Genomic DNA, 14,473 nt, shown 5'->3' with positions numbered 1-14,473 from the left:
ATCGCACGCAACAGGCGATCAAGGAAGGAGGCATCATGACAACTTCGGTTCGACGAAGCCGGCGATCTCCTGCGCCGACAGCTTCAGGCCATCGCGCTTGCGTCGAATGATTTCCTGGGGAAGCATCAGCTCTCCAGCAGTCCGTCGCGGAACACGCGCTGCAGGATCGTTGCCAGCCGCGCGCCGCCGATCGGCGCCATGTCCTTGGTCTCCTGGTGCGTAAGCTCGGCCCCGGTCATGCCGGCCGCCAAATTGGTGATGACCGAGCAGGCGGCGACCCGAAGTCCGAGGAAGCGGGCAAGAATGACCTCCGGCACGGTCGACATGCCGACCGCATTGGCGCCCATGATGCGCGCCATGCGGATTTCGGCGGGCGTTTCGAAGCACGGGCCCGAGAACCACATGTAGACGCCCTTGTGAAGTGCTGTGCCGGTTGCCTTCGCCGCCCGTTCGATCGCCTTTCGGATGCCGCCATCATAGGCTTCGGTCAGGCCGACAAAGCGGCTGTCGCTGGGCTCGCCGATCAGCGGATTGGTGCCCGAGAAATTGATGTGGTCCGATATCAGCATCACCGAGCCCGGCGGCATGTCCGGATCGACCGAACCGGCGGCATTGGTGAGGATCAGCTTGGTGATGCCGATACCGGCAAGCACCTCCAGCGCCGGTCGCATCGCCGCCGCGTTGCCGTGCTCGTAGTAATGGGCGCGGCCGGACAGCATCAGCACCGGCACGCCGGCAAACAGCCCCGCCACCACTTGGCCAGCATGGCCGGTGACGCCACTTCTGGGAAAGCCCGGCAGGTCGGCGTAAGAAATGCGGATCGGATCCTCGATCTGGTCGACCAGCCCGCCCAGGCCTGAACCCAGCACCAGTGCGGTCGACGGCGCCAAGCCGTCCAGCCTTTCGACGAGATGGTCGAGCGCCTTTTCTTTCATTTCAGCCAACTCTTCATTTTAACCAGGTTTTCATTTCAAAATGTCGCCGCGGAAACCGTAGGGCAGCATGTCGCCCATGGTCACGGTCTCGGCCACGCCGGAATTGTCGCAGAGATAGAGTTTTGTTTCCGGCCGGCAGAATTCAGCCAGCCGCTGCCGGCAGCCGCCGCAAGGCGAGCATTTCGCCATGCGTTCGGCAAGGACAGCGATTTCCACGATCTTGCCGCCGCCACCCATGATGTAGTGGCCAAGTGCTGTGGTCTCGGCGCACCAGCCTTCCGGATAGGAGGCAATTTCGATGTTGGCGCCGGCAAAGACGCGCCCGTCCTCGGTGCGCAAGGCGGCGCCGACCGGAAACTTCGAATAGGGCGCATAGGCCTTGGCCATGGCAGCTTTGGCCGCTTCGAACAGATCATGCGACATTGGTTCGTTCTCTCCGACGATCGTGTCCAAAACCCGGCGACTACGCCCGGGCAGCGCTTCGACCTCAGCGTTCCTTGACGTAAGGCACGCCGCCGGCGCGCGGCGGGATCGCCTTGCCGATGAAGCCGGCGAGCAGGATGACGGTGAGGATATAGGGCAGCGCCTGCATGAACTGCACCGGCACCTTGCCGATGATGGGCAGCGGCGAGCCTTGCAGGCGGATCGCCGCCGCATCGAGGAAGCCGAACAAGAGGCACGCGAACATGGCGTTGACCGGCTTCCACTTGGCGAAGATGAGCGCGGCCAGCGCGATGTAGCCCTTGCCGGCGGTCATGTCCTTCACGAAGCCGCCATTCTGCACCATCGACAGATAGGCACCGGCGATGCCGGTCAGCACGCCGGTGCAGATCAGCGCCCGGTAACGTAGCCAGGCGACCGAGATGCCGGCGGTGTCGACTGCGGCCGGGTTCTCGCCGACGGCGCGCAGCCTGAGGCCGAAGCGGGTGCGAAACAGCACCCACCAGGTGAATGGCACCATCAGGAAAGCGAGATAGACCAGGATCGAGTGGCCCGACAGAAGCTCGGCATAGATCGGTCCGATGATCGGCACGTCGTGGATCGCGTCGGCACCCGGCAAGGTGATGGCCTCGAAGCGCTCCCCCGGTTGCAGCGCCGGCGTGCGCCCGCCTTGCTGGAACCACGCCTGGCCGAGGATGATGGTCGATCCGGCAGCGATGAAATTGATCGCTACGCCAGAGACGATCTGGTTGCCGCGGTGGGTGATCGAGGCAAAGCCATGGACCATGGCAAAGGCGACGGAGATCAGGATGGCCATGCCGAGGCCGAGAAAGGCCGAATGGAACACGGAAGCGGCCGCGGCACCGGCGAAGGCCCCGACCAGCATCTTGCCTTCTAGGCCGATGTCGAAGATGCCGGCGCGTTCCGAATAGAGGCCGGCAAGGCAAGCGAGCAGCAGCGGCACCGAGAGGCGGATGGTCGAGTCCAATGTCTGGACGATTGCGTTGAACACATCCATCTCAGGCACCCTTCCCCTTGACCGCTTCCATGCCGACCGATCGCGGACTGAACGAAGCGAACAGCGCCTGGATGTAAGGCCTGAACATGTGCTCGAGCGCACCGGCGAACAGGATGACCAGACCCTGGATGATGACGATCATGTCGCGGCTGATCGCCGGCATTTCGAAGGCAAGCTCGGCGCCGCCCTGGTAGAGCATGCCGAACAGGATCGCCGCCAGCACGATGCCGACCGGGTGCAGGCGGCCCATCAGCGCCACGGCGATGCCGACGAAACCGGCGCCACTGACAAAGTCGATCGCGACATTGTGCTGGTCTCCCATCACTGGGTTAAGCGCCATCATGCCGGCCAGCGCGCCGGAGATCATCATGGCGGTGATGATGATGCGGGTTTCCGAAATTCCGGCATAGCGTGCCGCCTTCGGGCTGTGACCGTAGGTGCGCATCTCGTAGCCGAGCTTGGTGCGCCAGATGAGCAGCCAGACCAGGAAGGCCATGATCAGCGCCAGCAGGAAGCAAACATTGAGCGGCGCCGAGCGGATCTTGGCGCCGAACAGTTCGATGATCCAGTTGAGCTTCGGCAGTTCCGCGCCGGCGAGGAAGTTGCGCGTCTGCGGCGCTTGCGACCCTGCCGGCTTCAAGGGGCCGACCAGCAGGTAAACCATGATCGAAGCGGCGATGAAGTTGAACATGATGGTGGTGATGACGATGTGCGAGCCACGCTTGGCCTGCAGATAGGCGGGGATAAGCGCCCACAACGCGCCCACGACCGACGAAGCGACGATGGCCAGCGGAAATGTCAGCCACCATGGCAGCACGCTGTCGAAGGCAAGACAGACCACGGCGATACCGAGGCCGGCGATGTAGGCCTGTCCCTCGGTGCCGATGTTGAACAGGCCGCAATGCGCAGCCACCGCCACCGAAAGCCCGGTAAAAATGAACGTGGTGGCATAGAAGAGGGTGAAGGCAATGCCTGTGCCCTTGCCGAAGGCGCCTTCGACCAGAATGACGGCGGCACGGAACGGGTTCTCGCCGACCAGAAGCACGACGAAGCCGGCGACGACGAAGGCAACGAACAGATTGATCAGCGGGATCAGGCCGTAGTCGGCCCAGGCCGGCAATTTGGCGTAAGGCGTGCTCATTGGGCGGCCTCCTGATGCTCGACACCAGCCATCAGCAGGCCGAGTTCGCCTTCGGTCGCTTCCGGGCCGCGCTCGCCGACGATGCGGCCGGCAAACATCACCAGGATGCGGTCGGAGAGCGAACGGATCTCGTCCAGCTCGACCGAGACCACCAGCACCGCCTTGCCCTGGTCGCGCATGGCGATCAGGCGCTTGTGGATGAATTCGATGGCGCCGACATCGACGCCGCGTGTCGGCTGGCCGACGATGAGAACACCCGGGTCCTGTTCCATTTCCCGCGCTAGCACGATCTTCTGCTGGTTGCCGCCGGAGAAGTTGGCGGTCTTCAGCCGGCAGTCGGCCGGACGGATGTCGTATTCGGCGATCTTGTCCTTGGCATCGTTGCGGATGGCATCGATGTTGAGGAACGGCCCTTTCAAATAGCGAGGGTCGTCGTGATAGCCGAGGATGGAATTCTCGTTCTCCTCGAAGGCCAGCACCAGCCCGACGTGATGGCGGTCCTCCGGCACATGGGCGAGGCCGCGGTCGCGCAATTCGCCCGGATCGGCGGCACCCGTCAGGTCGATCGGCTTGCCGTCGAGCATGACCGAGCCGGAAACGGCGTGCCGGATGCCGGAAATCGCCTCGAGCAGTTCGGATTGCCCGTTGCCGGCGACGCCGGCGATGCCGACGATCTCGCCGGCGCGAATGTCGAAGGAGATGTCGTCGACCATGGTGACGCCGCGCGTATCCTTCACCGTCAGGTTCTTGACCGCTAGCTTGACGGCGCCAGCATCCGCCTCGCCCTTCTCGACCCTGAGCAGCACGCGCCGCCCGACCATTAGCTCGGCCAGTTCCTCGACGGTGGTCTTCTTGGTCTCGCGCGTCGCCACCATCGTGCCCTGGCGCATGACCGACACCGTGTCGGTGATGGCCATGATCTCGCGCAATTTGTGGGTGATCAGCACCACCGTCTTGCCCTGTTCCTTCAGCTGCCCGAGGATGCGGAACAGATGGTCGGCCTCGGCCGGGGTCAGCACGCCCGTCGGCTCGTCGAGGATCAGAATCTCGGCGCCGCGATAGAGCGCTTTCAGGATCTCCACACGCTGCTGCAGGCCGACAGGCAGTTCCTCGATGATCGCATCGGGATCGACCTCCAGCCCATATTCGCGTTCAAGACGGTCGAGTTCAGAGCGCGCCTTGGCGATGCTTCGCTTCAGCAGCGCATCGCTCTCGGCGCCCAGAATGATGTTTTCCAGCACGGAGAAATTGTCGACCAGCATGAAATGCTGATGCACCATGCCGATGCCGAGCGCGATGGCGTCATTGGGCGTCTTGATCGAGGCCGGCTGGCCGCCGACGCGGATCTCGCCGCTGTCGGCCTGGTAGAACCCATAGAGGATCGACATCAGCGTCGACTTGCCGGCGCCGTTCTCGCCGACAATGCCATGGATGGTACCGCGTGCGATCTCCAGATTGATGTCGCGGTTGGCACGCACGGCGCCAAAACTCTTGTTGATGCCGATCAACTCGATTGCGGCTTGCGCCATGCAGCCTGTCCCACTCTTATTTTTTATCGCTTGGTCAAAATGCCTAGCATGACACTCCGCCCGTGCCAATTGGCGGAGCATTGGTCACTCTCGACAAATCCCGGTGCGCTTGTCAATTTCCAACGTGGCCGGGGCCTTCACATTCGCTAATATGGCAAAGCCCAAATTCGCATCGCGGCACAGCGCATCGCGATGCAAGGCACTGCGCTGCGAGGCATTATGCTGCCAGACTGGGGACTTTGAATGATCATGCCCGCCGACCGGCTGACGACGCTGGAGATCCGCTCCGCCGAACAGGAGAAGACCATCGAGGAACTGTCGGGCCAGATCGCCGAGCAGTGGACGGTGATCGAGCGCATGCAGCGCAAGCTCGATGCGCTGACCGACCGCTTCCTGGCGCTGGAGGAGCAGGCGGCGCCTGACGTGCCGGTAACCAAGCCACCGCACTGGTGAGGAAAAGGGGGAGGGGGAAGTCATGGCCAGTGAAAGCGATCGCATCGCGCGGGCCGGCGACTATGTGCTCGGCCTGATGAACGATGCGGAACGCGAACGGGCTGAGCGCGACCTGGAGATCGACGCTGCCTTCCGCGACGCGGTCGTGCAACTTGCCGAACGCATGCATGTCTTCGACCGGGCCAAACCGGCTGAAGGCGAAGAGCGTTGGACGGAGATCACGCAGCGCATTGCCGACCTGCCGCAGATGCGCACCTCCGGTCTGGGCGGCAGCGATGCCAAATCACCGACGGTGATCCGAAGCCTGTCGCAGCGGCCGCACGGCATCGGCCTGCACGCGATCGGAGGCCGACGCGGATTTGCCGTTGCCGTCGGGCTGATCGTGGCCTTCGCGCTGGGTTATCTGGCGGGCAAGCTATAGGCGAAGTTGGCGCGACATCAGCGCCATCGTTTCGTCATCCTGGCCGAAGATCTCCACCGTATTCCAGCCAAGGGTTGCGTAGAAATCACGCGCATCCCATGCGTAGAGATGGAGCGTCTCGACGCCCAGCGACGCTGCGTGGGCTTCGGTTGCCCTGACCAGTGCGGTGGCGATGCCTTGGCCTCGATGGCGGCTATCGACGACCAGCCCGGCCAACCATGGCGTCAGATCATGCGCGGGCTCGAGTTCGCGGCGAACCAGCAGGCATGTCCCGACCGGCACGTCGCCGATCCGGACCACGAAAGCCGCCTCGAAGCCGTCACCGGCGAGCAGTTCGCGAAGCCCTGCCGCATCCTCTTCAATGGTCCTTTCCGTCCCCTTGAAAAAGGCGGCAAGGCGCAATTGTGCGACCGCTGCTACATCGCACTCATGCATGGGTTCGATTGTCGGCTGCATTGCTGTCCTGGAATGTTGGCACTGCCGCATCTGGCGAACGCTTGTTCGATCCGGAAAAGGCAAAAACCGCCGGGCTTGCGCCCGGCGGTTTGCAGATCGTGGCTGTACTCCGTGCCGGTCAATACGGGCAGGCGTTGTCAGCGGTGTAGTCGTGCACTTCGAGCTTGCCGGCGATGATGTCGGCCTTGGCCTTTTCGACCGCCGCCTTCATCTCGTCGGTTACCAGCGCCTTGTTGTTGTCGTCCATGGCGTAGTCGACGCCGCCTTCCTTGAGGCCGAGATTCTCGACGCCACCCTTGAAGGTGCCGTTCTTGCCGTCCAGGAAGGCGGTGTAGACGGCAACGTCGACGCGCTTCAGCATCGAGGTCAGCACCTTGCCGGGCTGCAGGCCGTTCTGGTTGGAATCGACGCCGATGCCGAGTTTGCCGGCATCGGCCGCGGCCTGCAGCACGCCGACGCCGGTGCCGCCGGCCGCGGCATAGACCACGTCGGAGCCCTGGTCGATCTGCGTCTTGGCGATCTCACCGCCCTTGGCCGGGTCGTTCCAGGCAGCCGGCGTGTCGCCGGTCATGTTCTGGATGACGTCCGTCGCGCCTGCCGACTTGGCGCCGCCGACATAGCCGCATTCGAACTTGCGGATCAGCGGAATGTCCATGCCGCCGACGAAGGAGACTTTCTTCGACTTCGAAGCCATCGCCGCCATGATGCCGACGAGATAGGAGCCCTCATTCTCCTTGAATACCAGCGAGCGGACATTGGGCAGATCGACCGCATCGTCGATGATGGCGAAGTTGAGGTCAGGATATTCGGTTGCGACCTTCTTCAGGGCATCCTCCCAGGCAAAGCCGGCCATGACGATCGGGTTGCGACCATCCTCGGCGAAGCGGCGCAGCGCCTGCTCGCGCTGCGAGGCGTTGGACACCTCGAACTCGACATAGGCGACGCCGGTTTCGGTCTTGAATTTCTCGGCGCCATGATAGGCAGCCTCGTTGAAAGATTTGTCGAACTTGCCGCCAAGATCGTAGAGGATGGCCGGCTGGACATCCGCGGCGAAAGCCGGAAGAACCATTGCGGTTGCGGCCAGGAGGCCGAGAACGATACGTTTCATGTGATCCACACCCTGTCGGTTATTTTTTCCGTTACGCGCCGCATGCCGGCCCGGTTCTCCGGCAGGCATACGACATCAGCCAGGAGTGTATTCCCCTCCCGCTCGGCGGCAATCTGGCACGGCCCGAAACAAAACTCACGCGGAATTTTGACCTTTTGGAAAAGCATGGCGCGGGCAAGCCGCACAGCGGCTCGATCCTCGCGCCAAAGGCTTCAGGCGGAGATGGCAGCCGGGATGCATGGGATGCCGGTGCCCTTGAGGCTGCAAGTGCCGTAGGGGTTCTTCGCCAGATATTGCTGGTGGTCGCCTTCGCCGAAGTAGAATTCAGGCGCAGGCGCGATCTCGGTGGTGATCCTGCCATGGCCGGCACCGCGCAAGGCGGTTTCGTAGGCATCGCGCGAGGCGCTCGCGGCCCGCAATTGCGCATCCCCGAATGTGTAGATCGCGGAGCGGTAGGTGGTGCCGACATCATTGCCCTGGCGCATGCCTTGCGTCGGGTCGTGGCTTTCCCAGAACAGCTTCAGAAGCGCGGCATAGGAGACGATTTTGGGGTCGTAGACGACCAGCACCACTTCGGCATGGCCGGTAAGGCCGGTGCAGGTTTCCTGATGGGTCGGATTGGCCGTGATGCCGCCGGCATAGCCAACCGCAGTGACCCAGACGCCTTCGAGCTGCCAGAACAGTCGCTCCGCGCCCCAGAAACAGCCGAGCCCGAACAGCGCCGTCTCGAAGCCTTCTGGATAGGGACCCTTGAGCGGCTTTTTCAGGATCTGATGCCTGGATGTCGTCGGGATCGCCCGGGCGCGGCCCGGCAACGCCTCGGACGGCTTCGGCAGATTGAGCTTCTTGTTCAGCATGTCGCTGAGAAAGAACATGCGCAGTCTTCCCTCTCTGGGTGGGACGCAAGAGTGGTCTTTCCTTTGAGCATCGGATTTTCCCAAAACCGCTGCCCACTGTTGGGTCCGTCCCTCTATCTCTTTGTTTTGACGCAATTCCGGACGTAAAACCGTTTCACACTTTTCCTGGAATTGCTCTAGGTGGCGGCGAACTGTCCAGGGCGTCGCTGCCGCCTGTAGCCGATCGCATAGAGCAGGAGGGCCAGCACCGCGAACACGGCGAAGCCCGGCTGGTTGAGCACCCAGGCGATGGCGACGTCCCACAGCAGCGGACCGGCCTTGGTTCGCACCAAGGTTTCGAAGGCGGCCCGCGTGTCGGGCGAGACCGCCAGCCAACTGGCGTTTAGCGGGGTCAGCACCAGCGCCGAAGCCGCCACGGTGCGCGTCGCGTCGAGCACCGCCATGATGACGGAAATAGACAGCGCGACCATCGAGGCAAGACGAAAGAGGAAGCGAAACATTCAGGAACCTTTTCCTCCCGGCCAGTCCTCAAGCTCCTCCCGAGGGTCGTCCGGTTTCAAACGAGAGATAGAATGCGCGTGCCAGGTTCGCAATCGCCATACGCGAATTTGAAGCCCGGCCTATGCCGCCGGCTTGCGTTTGCGCCGATGGACGCGCCAGACGGCGAAAAGGCCACCAGCGATGGCGCCGACGACCAGCCCGGCCAGGCCGATGAACACGGCAAAATAGCCGCAGCCGCCCTCGAAGCAGCTCATGTCGGTGGCATCGGCAATCACCGAGCCGGCGAAGAATCCACCCACGGCGCCGATGACAGCGCCGAGGATGATGCCGAGCAGGGCGGCGACAACCGAGACGAAGACAGGCGGGCTTTCGGTTTCAGGATTGGCGTAGACGGTCCCGGCTTCGGAACCGCGGCGCAGCAGATAAATGCAGAGAACCCCGATGGCGATCTCGGCAGCTGTGACGACAAGCGCCTGGCCCGAGAAGACGAAATCGGAAATCGTCAGCACATAGGCCTGCCTCGCCAGCAGCCAGATGATGGTGGCGATCTGCCAGATGGTGAAATGGCGCGGGAAGCGGGCCGAGCGGCCGAAGGCGAGGCCGAGCAGATAAAGCCCCCACAGGATGGTGATGATGTCGATGGCAAGGCCGCTATAGACGAGATAGAAGACCCTGTCCGGCAGGCCGTAGTCGCCGACTAGTCGCCAGCCGGAGATCAGGCCGTAGACCGACCATGCCATGACGAAGACGAGCCATCCCGGCGGCACGAAGGACAGGCCGCTGTCCGGTCGCCTCGCTGGCGTCTGTCCATTGCTCGATGTCATGTCCGGACGATGCCCCCGCAAAGTCTTTCCACCACGAGACAGGCGACCCCGGGCGAAGTCAAGCGCCGCCGGCCTTGCGGCCTTGCCTGTGCACATCATTCGGGTGGCGGCGCCTCAAAACGGGGGCGCCGGCAGGCTCGCGAAACGCTGTGTGGCCGGCAAAGCGAATAGACTGCCGTTATGGCTTGGCATTCGGCGCCGGATCGACTAGATGAGCCCCGCGCCTGTTGCTTCGACGGCTCAGGTGCAGGGGAAGGCGTTCGCTGGTTGGCGACGCCGGTGCGGAGGTTCCGCACCGCAGCCCCAAGGGAGGTGCATCTCCCCAACCCGTGCGGCGAAACCGGCCGGCGCGACATGCATGGACGGAGAGGTGGCCGAGTGGTTGAAGGCGCACGCCTGGAAAGTGTGTTTGCGGGAGACCGTAACGCGGGTTCGAATCCCGCTCTCTCCGCCATACGCCACTGTTTTATTTAGATAATCTGTCGTTTTGATTTTCTTACGTACGAAATGACGCACAATGAGGATTGCAGGGGCAAATGAATGTTCGTCGGGCATTGGCTGCTTGGTATCAGGGCCGTCTTGTCCCGGAGGAAACGATGGTCAGTAAGCATTTCATTGTTGTTCCGGGCGAGCGTTATGAACGGCATTGGACCGCGTCCGCCGCGCACATCTTGGTCGACTTCTATCTAGAGCATTGGAAATGGGTAATCGGGACTATGCTCGCCGTGATTGGTCTAGCTATCACCATCCTGCATTGAAAAGGCCCGCCACCATCGACAGCGGCATCGCTCAGACGTTCCGCCGCGCATCGATTCCCGCATAATCAGGAACACAGGTGAAAAACACCGGCCTCCGGTCGCGCCCTGCCGTCTGGCACCGCTCACACCGGAACACCTTCACCAGATCCCAATGCATGGCGCCGTGGTCGAGCCCCAGGCGGGCGCCCAATGCCGCAAGGTCGATTTGGTGGGAGTGCTGGCACATGGGATGCCCGCAATTAACGTAAAGCCGCTCGCCGCTGCTGATAACTTCTGCGATGGTCTTTTCGGGCATGGCGCGGCCTCCAGATTGAGAACGGTGCCGCCAGCGGAATATGGGTTGCTGTTGGGGAAGAAAAAGGCCCGCCACCCAGGGAACAGGCAGCGGGCGCTTAGTTCGGGAGGAGTCTAGGGCGTCCCCTTTTGCCCATGGACCAACGGTACGCCTCGCATAGCTGGATAATAAGCTCGCGCCGGTTGAAGCGCTGGATATTCGAGTTGCGTGACTTTTCCGCCACAAACATGAAGGCCCGGAAGCCGAAGCCGCCGGGCCTGTAATTGGGTCGCACACGGACCCGATTTAGCGCTTCCAGGCTGGAAGCGCTGGCGGTGTCAGGTTCCGTCCTCGGATGCCGCCCCCAGCACTTCCTGCGACTTCAGATCGTCGGGCCACATGACGGTTTCGCCGTAATCATCCGGGCAGTAGCCCTCCGCGTCGTGGCCGTCCTCGTCGTCGCAGTTGTCCAACTCCAGATCGTCGATGCAGCCGAGGGACGGCTCGTCGTCTGCCGTGTCCTCCAAATCGCAATCGACTTCCATGACGTCCAGCGCTGTGATCAGCGCCATCGACTGGTCGAGCAGTTCGTTGATGCGCTTACCGACTTCCTGCCGCCATGTGCGGGGATCCATGCCAGCCGGCATGGCGAAGGGCTTGAGAGTGACGGGCGCGTTCATGCCGCACCTGTGGATTTCACAGCGATGGCGCAGCGAGCTAATGCGCCGTTTAGCGTGTCGTGAAACGCTCCGATGCGTATCCTCGCATCTTCGATCTGCCCCAGCATCATCGCGGCAAGCGTTTCGCCTTCCTCTGCCAACGATTCCTTGTCCATCTCGGTGAGCATCGCGATCAATTCGGGCTTGGTTTTGTACATCATGGTCCACGCCATGCGGATGGCGATGAGCGTTGGATTTACAGCCCTGCACCATTCGACGTTGGTCGGCGGCACGAACTCGCCTTCGTGATGCTCCCATGGCTCCCAATCGAGCGCAGCGAATTCAGCGTCGGACATATCCTCCGATGGCTGTTCCGCGGCTGTAGCGGCTCCCAGGGCGGGCAGAGAGGCCATCGCGCCGACAAGCATGGCGCGGCGGGAAAACCGCCCGGTGATGATGTGCATTTCCTCGGTAGCAGGCATAGCTTCGCCGGCTGCCGGAACATGGTTGTTCGGCATTGGTGTTTCTCCAAGTTGCGATAACTTTACACCAATGGTATAAGGCTATACCGCAATTCTAGTCAACACTTTTGATATAAGGTTGCATTTGTGACGCCATCCCAATGCCGCGCCGCTCGGGCACTTATCGCATGGTCGCAGGATCATCTCGCCACCTCGTCAAAGGTAGCAAAGGCCACGATCGCAAATTTCGAGGCGGGAAAGCGAGCGCCCTACGATCGAACGCTGCTCGATCTTCGTCAGGCCCTCGAAGCGGCCGGCGTCGAGTTCATTCCCGAGAATGGCGGTGGCGCTGGGGTGAGGCTGCGCAAGGCGTGAAATCGTCAAGTACTCCCTTTGGGGAGCCTGCCTTGCGCGCGAGCCGTGGTTACGCGATTGTCCCCTATGTATGAGGGGACATAGATCGATGAAGCGCAACAACAAGCCCCAGCCATTCGTGCCAACGGAAATCCACGGGGCCACGATAGCGGATGACAAGGGAGGGATGCTCGGCATCCTCTCAATTCATACAACGGCAGGCTTGCTAACTATCGCGCTCGATGACCAGACCGCTGACGCTATGGTGAGCGCGATAGGCGCAATCCGTTCAAGGCTGGAACCTGCCTGAAAAGCCACGCCAGGGTGGCCCAAAAGCGCAAACTAAGCCTCCCTGGGCGCTTCTACGCTTGTCTGTGGTGATCCTCTCGACCCGTACCTTGTCACCACCGATCTCTCTCGCCCAGACCAGAGCCTTGGCAATGTCCGTCGTGGTCAGCACCGTGCGCCAATGCGGCTTCTCGAAGACGCTGACGATGTAGGTTGTGGCCGGCTCGTCGGTCATCTTAACCCCTCCGCAGACCCAAAACCCGCGCCACTTGCGGAGGCGCGGGCCGATCGGGGCGGTGTATATCCCGATCTTCGGAAGCGATGGGGTGAGCATCGCTTGCCGTAAAGAAACTTTTAGAGGTAGCTAATGTTCCGTCAAGCCTGGTTGATCTAAGCGTCAGCCATTCCTCTCGCCTGACCCCATCGAAGTGCGTATTTGCATTCCCGCTAATACAGGACATGATCACAGCCGCCGGGAGGAGGACTCTCCGGCATGGCCCGGCTGCCGTTGTCCTCCAAGAGCCCCCGGCAGCCGGGCCGCCTCATTCCTCAGTGAAGGCCCGCCACTGAGGACGCAGTGACGGGGCCCCGGAAGATGTCGAAACAACTTCCATGCACCAGCACGCGGGCAAGGCTTTCCTTCTCACGAGAGACGGCCATAGGCAGGTTCCTTTGATTTGAAATAACCCGATATATCTATCCGCCGAATGGCTTAGGTAGTTCCGGCTATGGTTAAGCCATCGAAATGTCGCGTATTAGCAATGGCTTACGTGTCCAGCCATGTTTTGCCAAAGCATTCGAAGGTTAACCGTCCGTTAAACGACAGTTGACTCGGCAGGCCTGAGAGGAACAGGATCAATTTCAGGACCGGGGGATGAGCACCTTTAAGGGCACCTTTGTCCGGGTAAGCAGGGTGTAAAAGGGGAAATTCACATGAAGAAGCTTATGAGCATTGCCAGTCAGTTCCGCGACGACGAGTCAGGCGCTGCCATGGTCGAATATTCTATCCTGGTCGGCATCATTGCCGGCGCAGCAATCCTGATCATCGTCGGCATCGGGCTGTGGGTGAACGGTCGCTTCAGCGGCCTCTGCAACAGCATGGCCGCAAGCAACATCGGCACTTGCAGCTCTGGCGCCGGCAGCTAAGACAGAACAAGCGCGCCGCCGTCGATTGAACCCGATCGGCGCGTTCACCCTGAGCGGATTTGCTTGAGAGCTTCTGGCAAGTCCGCGAAGGGAAATAGAGGGAGCTGGCGCTCGTCGCGCCGGCTCCTTTTTTATGTGAGGCGGCTGCTCATGGCGTCGAAAGCGCCTCAAGGTCGCCGCCGTATACGTAGATTGCAATTCAGACGGTCGCGTCAGGCGCTCAGCGCCGGCAGGTCTGCGGGGTCTTTCGCCGGGTAGAGCGTGATTTTCCGCACATACGAATTGTCGAGCACGAAGACATTGTCATCCCCGTCGTGGAACAGCGTGATCGTGTCGACGGCCGAGAATGGGGCATATGCGAACGTTTCAGTCGTCGCGGCGCCGCCATCGGTCGAGACCGCATATTCGTATTCGCCGGCCACATGTCTGGCAGAGCGATCTTGTGGACCCCGGCGAGCAGCTCGGCGCCGTTGTTGAAGAGCATGTCGGTCTGGTCCTCCAGCGCCGTTTTGGTGCCGGAAAACTCGCTGATGACATAGTCAGTCGTGACGCTCTCGCTAGCGGCATCGAGGAAGTCGATCAGGCGGCCATAGGCGTCGTAACCGAAGTCGATGTCGAACACGATCGTACAGCCGGCGGCGAGCCCAGCAACCAGGTCATCGAAAAGCGGCCCGATGGCGATCGGCCGATTGGTGGAGGCTGGCCCATAGGCGACGTACATCCCGGAGCCCGAGATGTCGGATGGATCGAAGGCGCCGCCCAGGATATCGCTGGCCGCATGTTCGGCGCCGCCGGCAAAATAGTGGCCGTTGACGAAGTCTATGAACGCCGTAGCGCCATCCGGGATGG

Annotated in this window: 20 protein-coding genes, 1 tRNA gene and 1 pseudogene; 7 read left to right on the top strand and 15 right to left on the bottom strand. The window is 61.9% G+C overall.

What is annotated here, in order from left to right:
• Nucleotides 1-125: 125 nt before the first annotated feature.
• The 5 genes from AC07FD_RS02560 to AC07FD_RS02540 form a co-directional block, all read right to left on the bottom strand.
• Complete coding sequence (locus AC07FD_RS02560) at nucleotides 126-935, bottom strand: purine-nucleoside phosphorylase (protein WP_478348518.1); 810 nt, start codon at nucleotides 933-935, stop codon at nucleotides 126-128.
• A gap of 30 nt (nucleotides 936-965) precedes the next feature.
• A complete protein-coding gene (gene cdd / locus AC07FD_RS02555; RefSeq protein ID WP_478348517.1) occupies nucleotides 966-1,358 on the bottom strand; it encodes a cytidine deaminase in 393 nt (130 codons plus the stop codon).
• Between the two features lie 64 nt (nucleotides 1,359-1,422).
• Nucleotides 1,423-2,394, bottom strand: a complete 972-nt coding sequence (locus tag AC07FD_RS02550; RefSeq protein ID WP_478348516.1) for an ABC transporter permease — start codon at nucleotides 2,392-2,394, stop codon at nucleotides 1,423-1,425.
• 1 nt (nucleotide 2,395) lies between these two features.
• Nucleotides 2,396-3,535: an ABC transporter permease gene (locus AC07FD_RS02545; protein ID WP_478348515.1), complete on the bottom strand. Its 1,140-nt coding sequence runs from the start codon at nucleotides 3,533-3,535 to the stop codon at nucleotides 2,396-2,398.
• Nucleotides 3,532-5,064, bottom strand: a complete 1,533-nt coding sequence (locus AC07FD_RS02540) for an ABC transporter ATP-binding protein (protein ID WP_478348514.1) — start codon at nucleotides 5,062-5,064, stop codon at nucleotides 3,532-3,534. The genes AC07FD_RS02545 and AC07FD_RS02540 overlap by 4 nt, the downstream gene beginning before the upstream one ends.
• Before the next feature lie 246 nt (nucleotides 5,065-5,310).
• On the opposite strand from AC07FD_RS02540, the gene AC07FD_RS02535 reads away from it, so the two are divergent.
• Nucleotides 5,311-5,517 (top strand): SlyX family protein, encoded by a 207-nt coding sequence (locus AC07FD_RS02535; RefSeq protein ID WP_478348519.1) that lies wholly within the window; start codon nucleotides 5,311-5,313, stop codon nucleotides 5,515-5,517.
• A 22-nt stretch (nucleotides 5,518-5,539) separates the two neighbouring features.
• Nucleotides 5,540-5,938, top strand: coding sequence for a hypothetical protein (locus AC07FD_RS02530; protein WP_478348513.1), 399 nt, complete (start codon nucleotides 5,540-5,542; stop codon nucleotides 5,936-5,938).
• On the opposite strand, the gene AC07FD_RS02525 is transcribed toward AC07FD_RS02530, so the two are convergent.
• From AC07FD_RS02525 to AC07FD_RS02505, 5 genes are all read right to left on the bottom strand, one after another.
• Nucleotides 5,933-6,394, bottom strand: a complete 462-nt coding sequence (locus AC07FD_RS02525; protein WP_478348512.1) for a GNAT family N-acetyltransferase — start codon at nucleotides 6,392-6,394, stop codon at nucleotides 5,933-5,935. The two genes, AC07FD_RS02530 and AC07FD_RS02525, sit on opposite strands and share 6 nt — an antisense overlap.
• A 118-nt stretch (nucleotides 6,395-6,512) precedes the next feature.
• On the bottom strand, nucleotides 6,513-7,502 hold the full coding sequence (locus tag AC07FD_RS02520) for a BMP family lipoprotein (protein WP_478348511.1): 990 nt from the start codon (nucleotides 7,500-7,502) through the stop codon (nucleotides 6,513-6,515).
• Between the two features lie 212 nt (nucleotides 7,503-7,714).
• On the bottom strand, nucleotides 7,715-8,377 hold the full coding sequence (gene msrA, locus AC07FD_RS02515) for a peptide-methionine (S)-S-oxide reductase MsrA (protein ID WP_478348510.1): 663 nt from the start codon (nucleotides 8,375-8,377) through the stop codon (nucleotides 7,715-7,717).
• A 158-nt stretch (nucleotides 8,378-8,535) separates the two neighbouring features.
• Nucleotides 8,536-8,859, bottom strand: coding sequence for a hypothetical protein (locus AC07FD_RS02510; RefSeq protein WP_478348509.1), 324 nt, complete (start codon nucleotides 8,857-8,859; stop codon nucleotides 8,536-8,538).
• Nucleotides 8,860-8,979: 120 nt separating this feature from the next.
• On the bottom strand, nucleotides 8,980-9,684 hold the full coding sequence (locus AC07FD_RS02505) for a hypothetical protein (RefSeq protein WP_478348508.1): 705 nt from the start codon (nucleotides 9,682-9,684) through the stop codon (nucleotides 8,980-8,982).
• Between the two features lie 364 nt (nucleotides 9,685-10,048).
• Between AC07FD_RS02505 and AC07FD_RS02500 the strand changes: the two genes are divergently transcribed.
• Both AC07FD_RS02500 and AC07FD_RS02495 read left to right on the top strand, forming a co-directional pair.
• Nucleotides 10,049-10,138 (top strand) — tRNA-Ser (locus tag AC07FD_RS02500).
• An 82-nt stretch (nucleotides 10,139-10,220) separates the two neighbouring features.
• Complete coding sequence (locus AC07FD_RS02495; RefSeq protein ID WP_478348507.1) at nucleotides 10,221-10,442, top strand: hypothetical protein; 222 nt, start codon at nucleotides 10,221-10,223, stop codon at nucleotides 10,440-10,442.
• 31 nt (nucleotides 10,443-10,473) lie between these two features.
• Here the strand turns inward: AC07FD_RS02495 and AC07FD_RS02490 are convergent, their stop codons facing one another.
• The 3 genes from AC07FD_RS02490 to AC07FD_RS02480 all read right to left on the bottom strand — a co-directional run bounded on the left by AC07FD_RS02490 (nucleotide 10,474) and on the right by AC07FD_RS02480 (nucleotide 11,893).
• Nucleotides 10,474-10,737, bottom strand: a complete 264-nt coding sequence (locus AC07FD_RS02490) for a hypothetical protein (RefSeq protein WP_478348506.1) — start codon at nucleotides 10,735-10,737, stop codon at nucleotides 10,474-10,476.
• A gap of 317 nt (nucleotides 10,738-11,054) precedes the next feature.
• A complete protein-coding gene (locus AC07FD_RS02485) occupies nucleotides 11,055-11,396 on the bottom strand; it encodes a hypothetical protein (protein WP_478348505.1) in 342 nt (113 codons plus the stop codon).
• On the bottom strand, nucleotides 11,393-11,893 hold the full coding sequence (locus AC07FD_RS02480; RefSeq protein ID WP_478348504.1) for a hypothetical protein: 501 nt from the start codon (nucleotides 11,891-11,893) through the stop codon (nucleotides 11,393-11,395). Before AC07FD_RS02480 ends, AC07FD_RS02485 begins: the two co-directional genes overlap by 4 nt.
• Nucleotides 11,894-11,983: 90 nt before the next feature.
• Here AC07FD_RS02480 and AC07FD_RS02475 point away from each other — a divergent pair.
• Nucleotides 11,984-12,205: pseudogene (locus AC07FD_RS02475) on the top strand (helix-turn-helix domain-containing protein); the annotation flags it as partial.
• 94 nt (nucleotides 12,206-12,299) lie between these two features.
• Nucleotides 12,300-12,500 (top strand): hypothetical protein, encoded by a 201-nt coding sequence (locus AC07FD_RS02470; RefSeq protein WP_478348503.1) that lies wholly within the window; start codon nucleotides 12,300-12,302, stop codon nucleotides 12,498-12,500.
• On the opposite strand, the gene AC07FD_RS02465 is transcribed toward AC07FD_RS02470, so the two are convergent.
• Nucleotides 12,480-12,713, bottom strand: a complete 234-nt coding sequence (locus tag AC07FD_RS02465; protein WP_478348502.1) for a hypothetical protein — start codon at nucleotides 12,711-12,713, stop codon at nucleotides 12,480-12,482. The two genes, AC07FD_RS02470 and AC07FD_RS02465, sit on opposite strands and share 21 nt — an antisense overlap.
• A 698-nt stretch (nucleotides 12,714-13,411) precedes the next feature.
• Between AC07FD_RS02465 and AC07FD_RS02460 the strand changes: the two genes are divergently transcribed.
• A complete protein-coding gene (locus tag AC07FD_RS02460) occupies nucleotides 13,412-13,624 on the top strand; it encodes a Flp family type IVb pilin (RefSeq protein WP_478348501.1) in 213 nt (70 codons plus the stop codon).
• 220 nt (nucleotides 13,625-13,844) lie between these two features.
• Here the strand turns inward: AC07FD_RS02460 and AC07FD_RS02455 are convergent.
• On the bottom strand, nucleotides 13,845-14,473 hold a 629-nt coding region (locus AC07FD_RS02455; RefSeq protein ID WP_478348500.1), incomplete at its 5' end, for a hypothetical protein.

The organism is Mesorhizobium waitakense, from assembly GCF_056431085.1.
Note: the sequence above shows the minus strand (reverse complement) of the source record. Positions and strands in the feature narration are given on the sequence as shown.

What these genes read in the sequence shown, in the direction of transcription:
- msrA (WP_478348510.1), bottom strand. Translation starts at nt 8,377, where the DNA reads ATGTTCTTTCTCAGCGACATGCTGAACAAGAAGCTCAATCTGCCGAAG.
- AC07FD_RS02505 (WP_478348508.1), bottom strand. Translation starts at nt 9,684, where the DNA reads ATGACATCGAGCAATGGACAGACGCCAGCGAGGCGACCGGACAGCGGC.
- AC07FD_RS02495 (WP_478348507.1), top strand. Translation starts at nt 10,221, where the DNA reads ATGAATGTTCGTCGGGCATTGGCTGCTTGGTATCAGGGCCGTCTTGTC.
- AC07FD_RS02460 (WP_478348501.1), top strand. Translation starts at nt 13,412, where the DNA reads ATGAAGAAGCTTATGAGCATTGCCAGTCAGTTCCGCGACGACGAGTCA.
- AC07FD_RS02540 (WP_478348514.1), bottom strand. Translation starts at nt 5,064, where the DNA reads ATGGCGCAAGCCGCAATCGAGTTGATCGGCATCAACAAGAGTTTTGGC.
- AC07FD_RS02550 (WP_478348516.1), bottom strand. Translation starts at nt 2,394, where the DNA reads ATGGATGTGTTCAACGCAATCGTCCAGACATTGGACTCGACCATCCGC.
- AC07FD_RS02560 (WP_478348518.1), bottom strand. Translation starts at nt 935, where the DNA reads ATGAAAGAAAAGGCGCTCGACCATCTCGTCGAAAGGCTGGACGGCTTG.
- cdd (WP_478348517.1), bottom strand. Translation starts at nt 1,358, where the DNA reads ATGTCGCATGATCTGTTCGAAGCGGCCAAAGCTGCCATGGCCAAGGCC.
- AC07FD_RS02465 (WP_478348502.1), bottom strand. Translation starts at nt 12,713, where the DNA reads ATGACCGACGAGCCGGCCACAACCTACATCGTCAGCGTCTTCGAGAAG.
- AC07FD_RS02510 (WP_478348509.1), bottom strand. Translation starts at nt 8,859, where the DNA reads ATGTTTCGCTTCCTCTTTCGTCTTGCCTCGATGGTCGCGCTGTCTATT.
- AC07FD_RS02470 (WP_478348503.1), top strand. Translation starts at nt 12,300, where the DNA reads ATGAAGCGCAACAACAAGCCCCAGCCATTCGTGCCAACGGAAATCCAC.
- AC07FD_RS02520 (WP_478348511.1), bottom strand. Translation starts at nt 7,502, where the DNA reads ATGAAACGTATCGTTCTCGGCCTCCTGGCCGCAACCGCAATGGTTCTT.
- AC07FD_RS02490 (WP_478348506.1), bottom strand. Translation starts at nt 10,737, where the DNA reads ATGCCCGAAAAGACCATCGCAGAAGTTATCAGCAGCGGCGAGCGGCTT.
- AC07FD_RS02480 (WP_478348504.1), bottom strand. Translation starts at nt 11,893, where the DNA reads ATGCCGAACAACCATGTTCCGGCAGCCGGCGAAGCTATGCCTGCTACC.
- AC07FD_RS02530 (WP_478348513.1), top strand. Translation starts at nt 5,540, where the DNA reads ATGGCCAGTGAAAGCGATCGCATCGCGCGGGCCGGCGACTATGTGCTC.
- AC07FD_RS02545 (WP_478348515.1), bottom strand. Translation starts at nt 3,535, where the DNA reads ATGAGCACGCCTTACGCCAAATTGCCGGCCTGGGCCGACTACGGCCTG.
- AC07FD_RS02485 (WP_478348505.1), bottom strand. Translation starts at nt 11,396, where the DNA reads ATGAACGCGCCCGTCACTCTCAAGCCCTTCGCCATGCCGGCTGGCATG.
- AC07FD_RS02525 (WP_478348512.1), bottom strand. Translation starts at nt 6,394, where the DNA reads ATGCAGCCGACAATCGAACCCATGCATGAGTGCGATGTAGCAGCGGTC.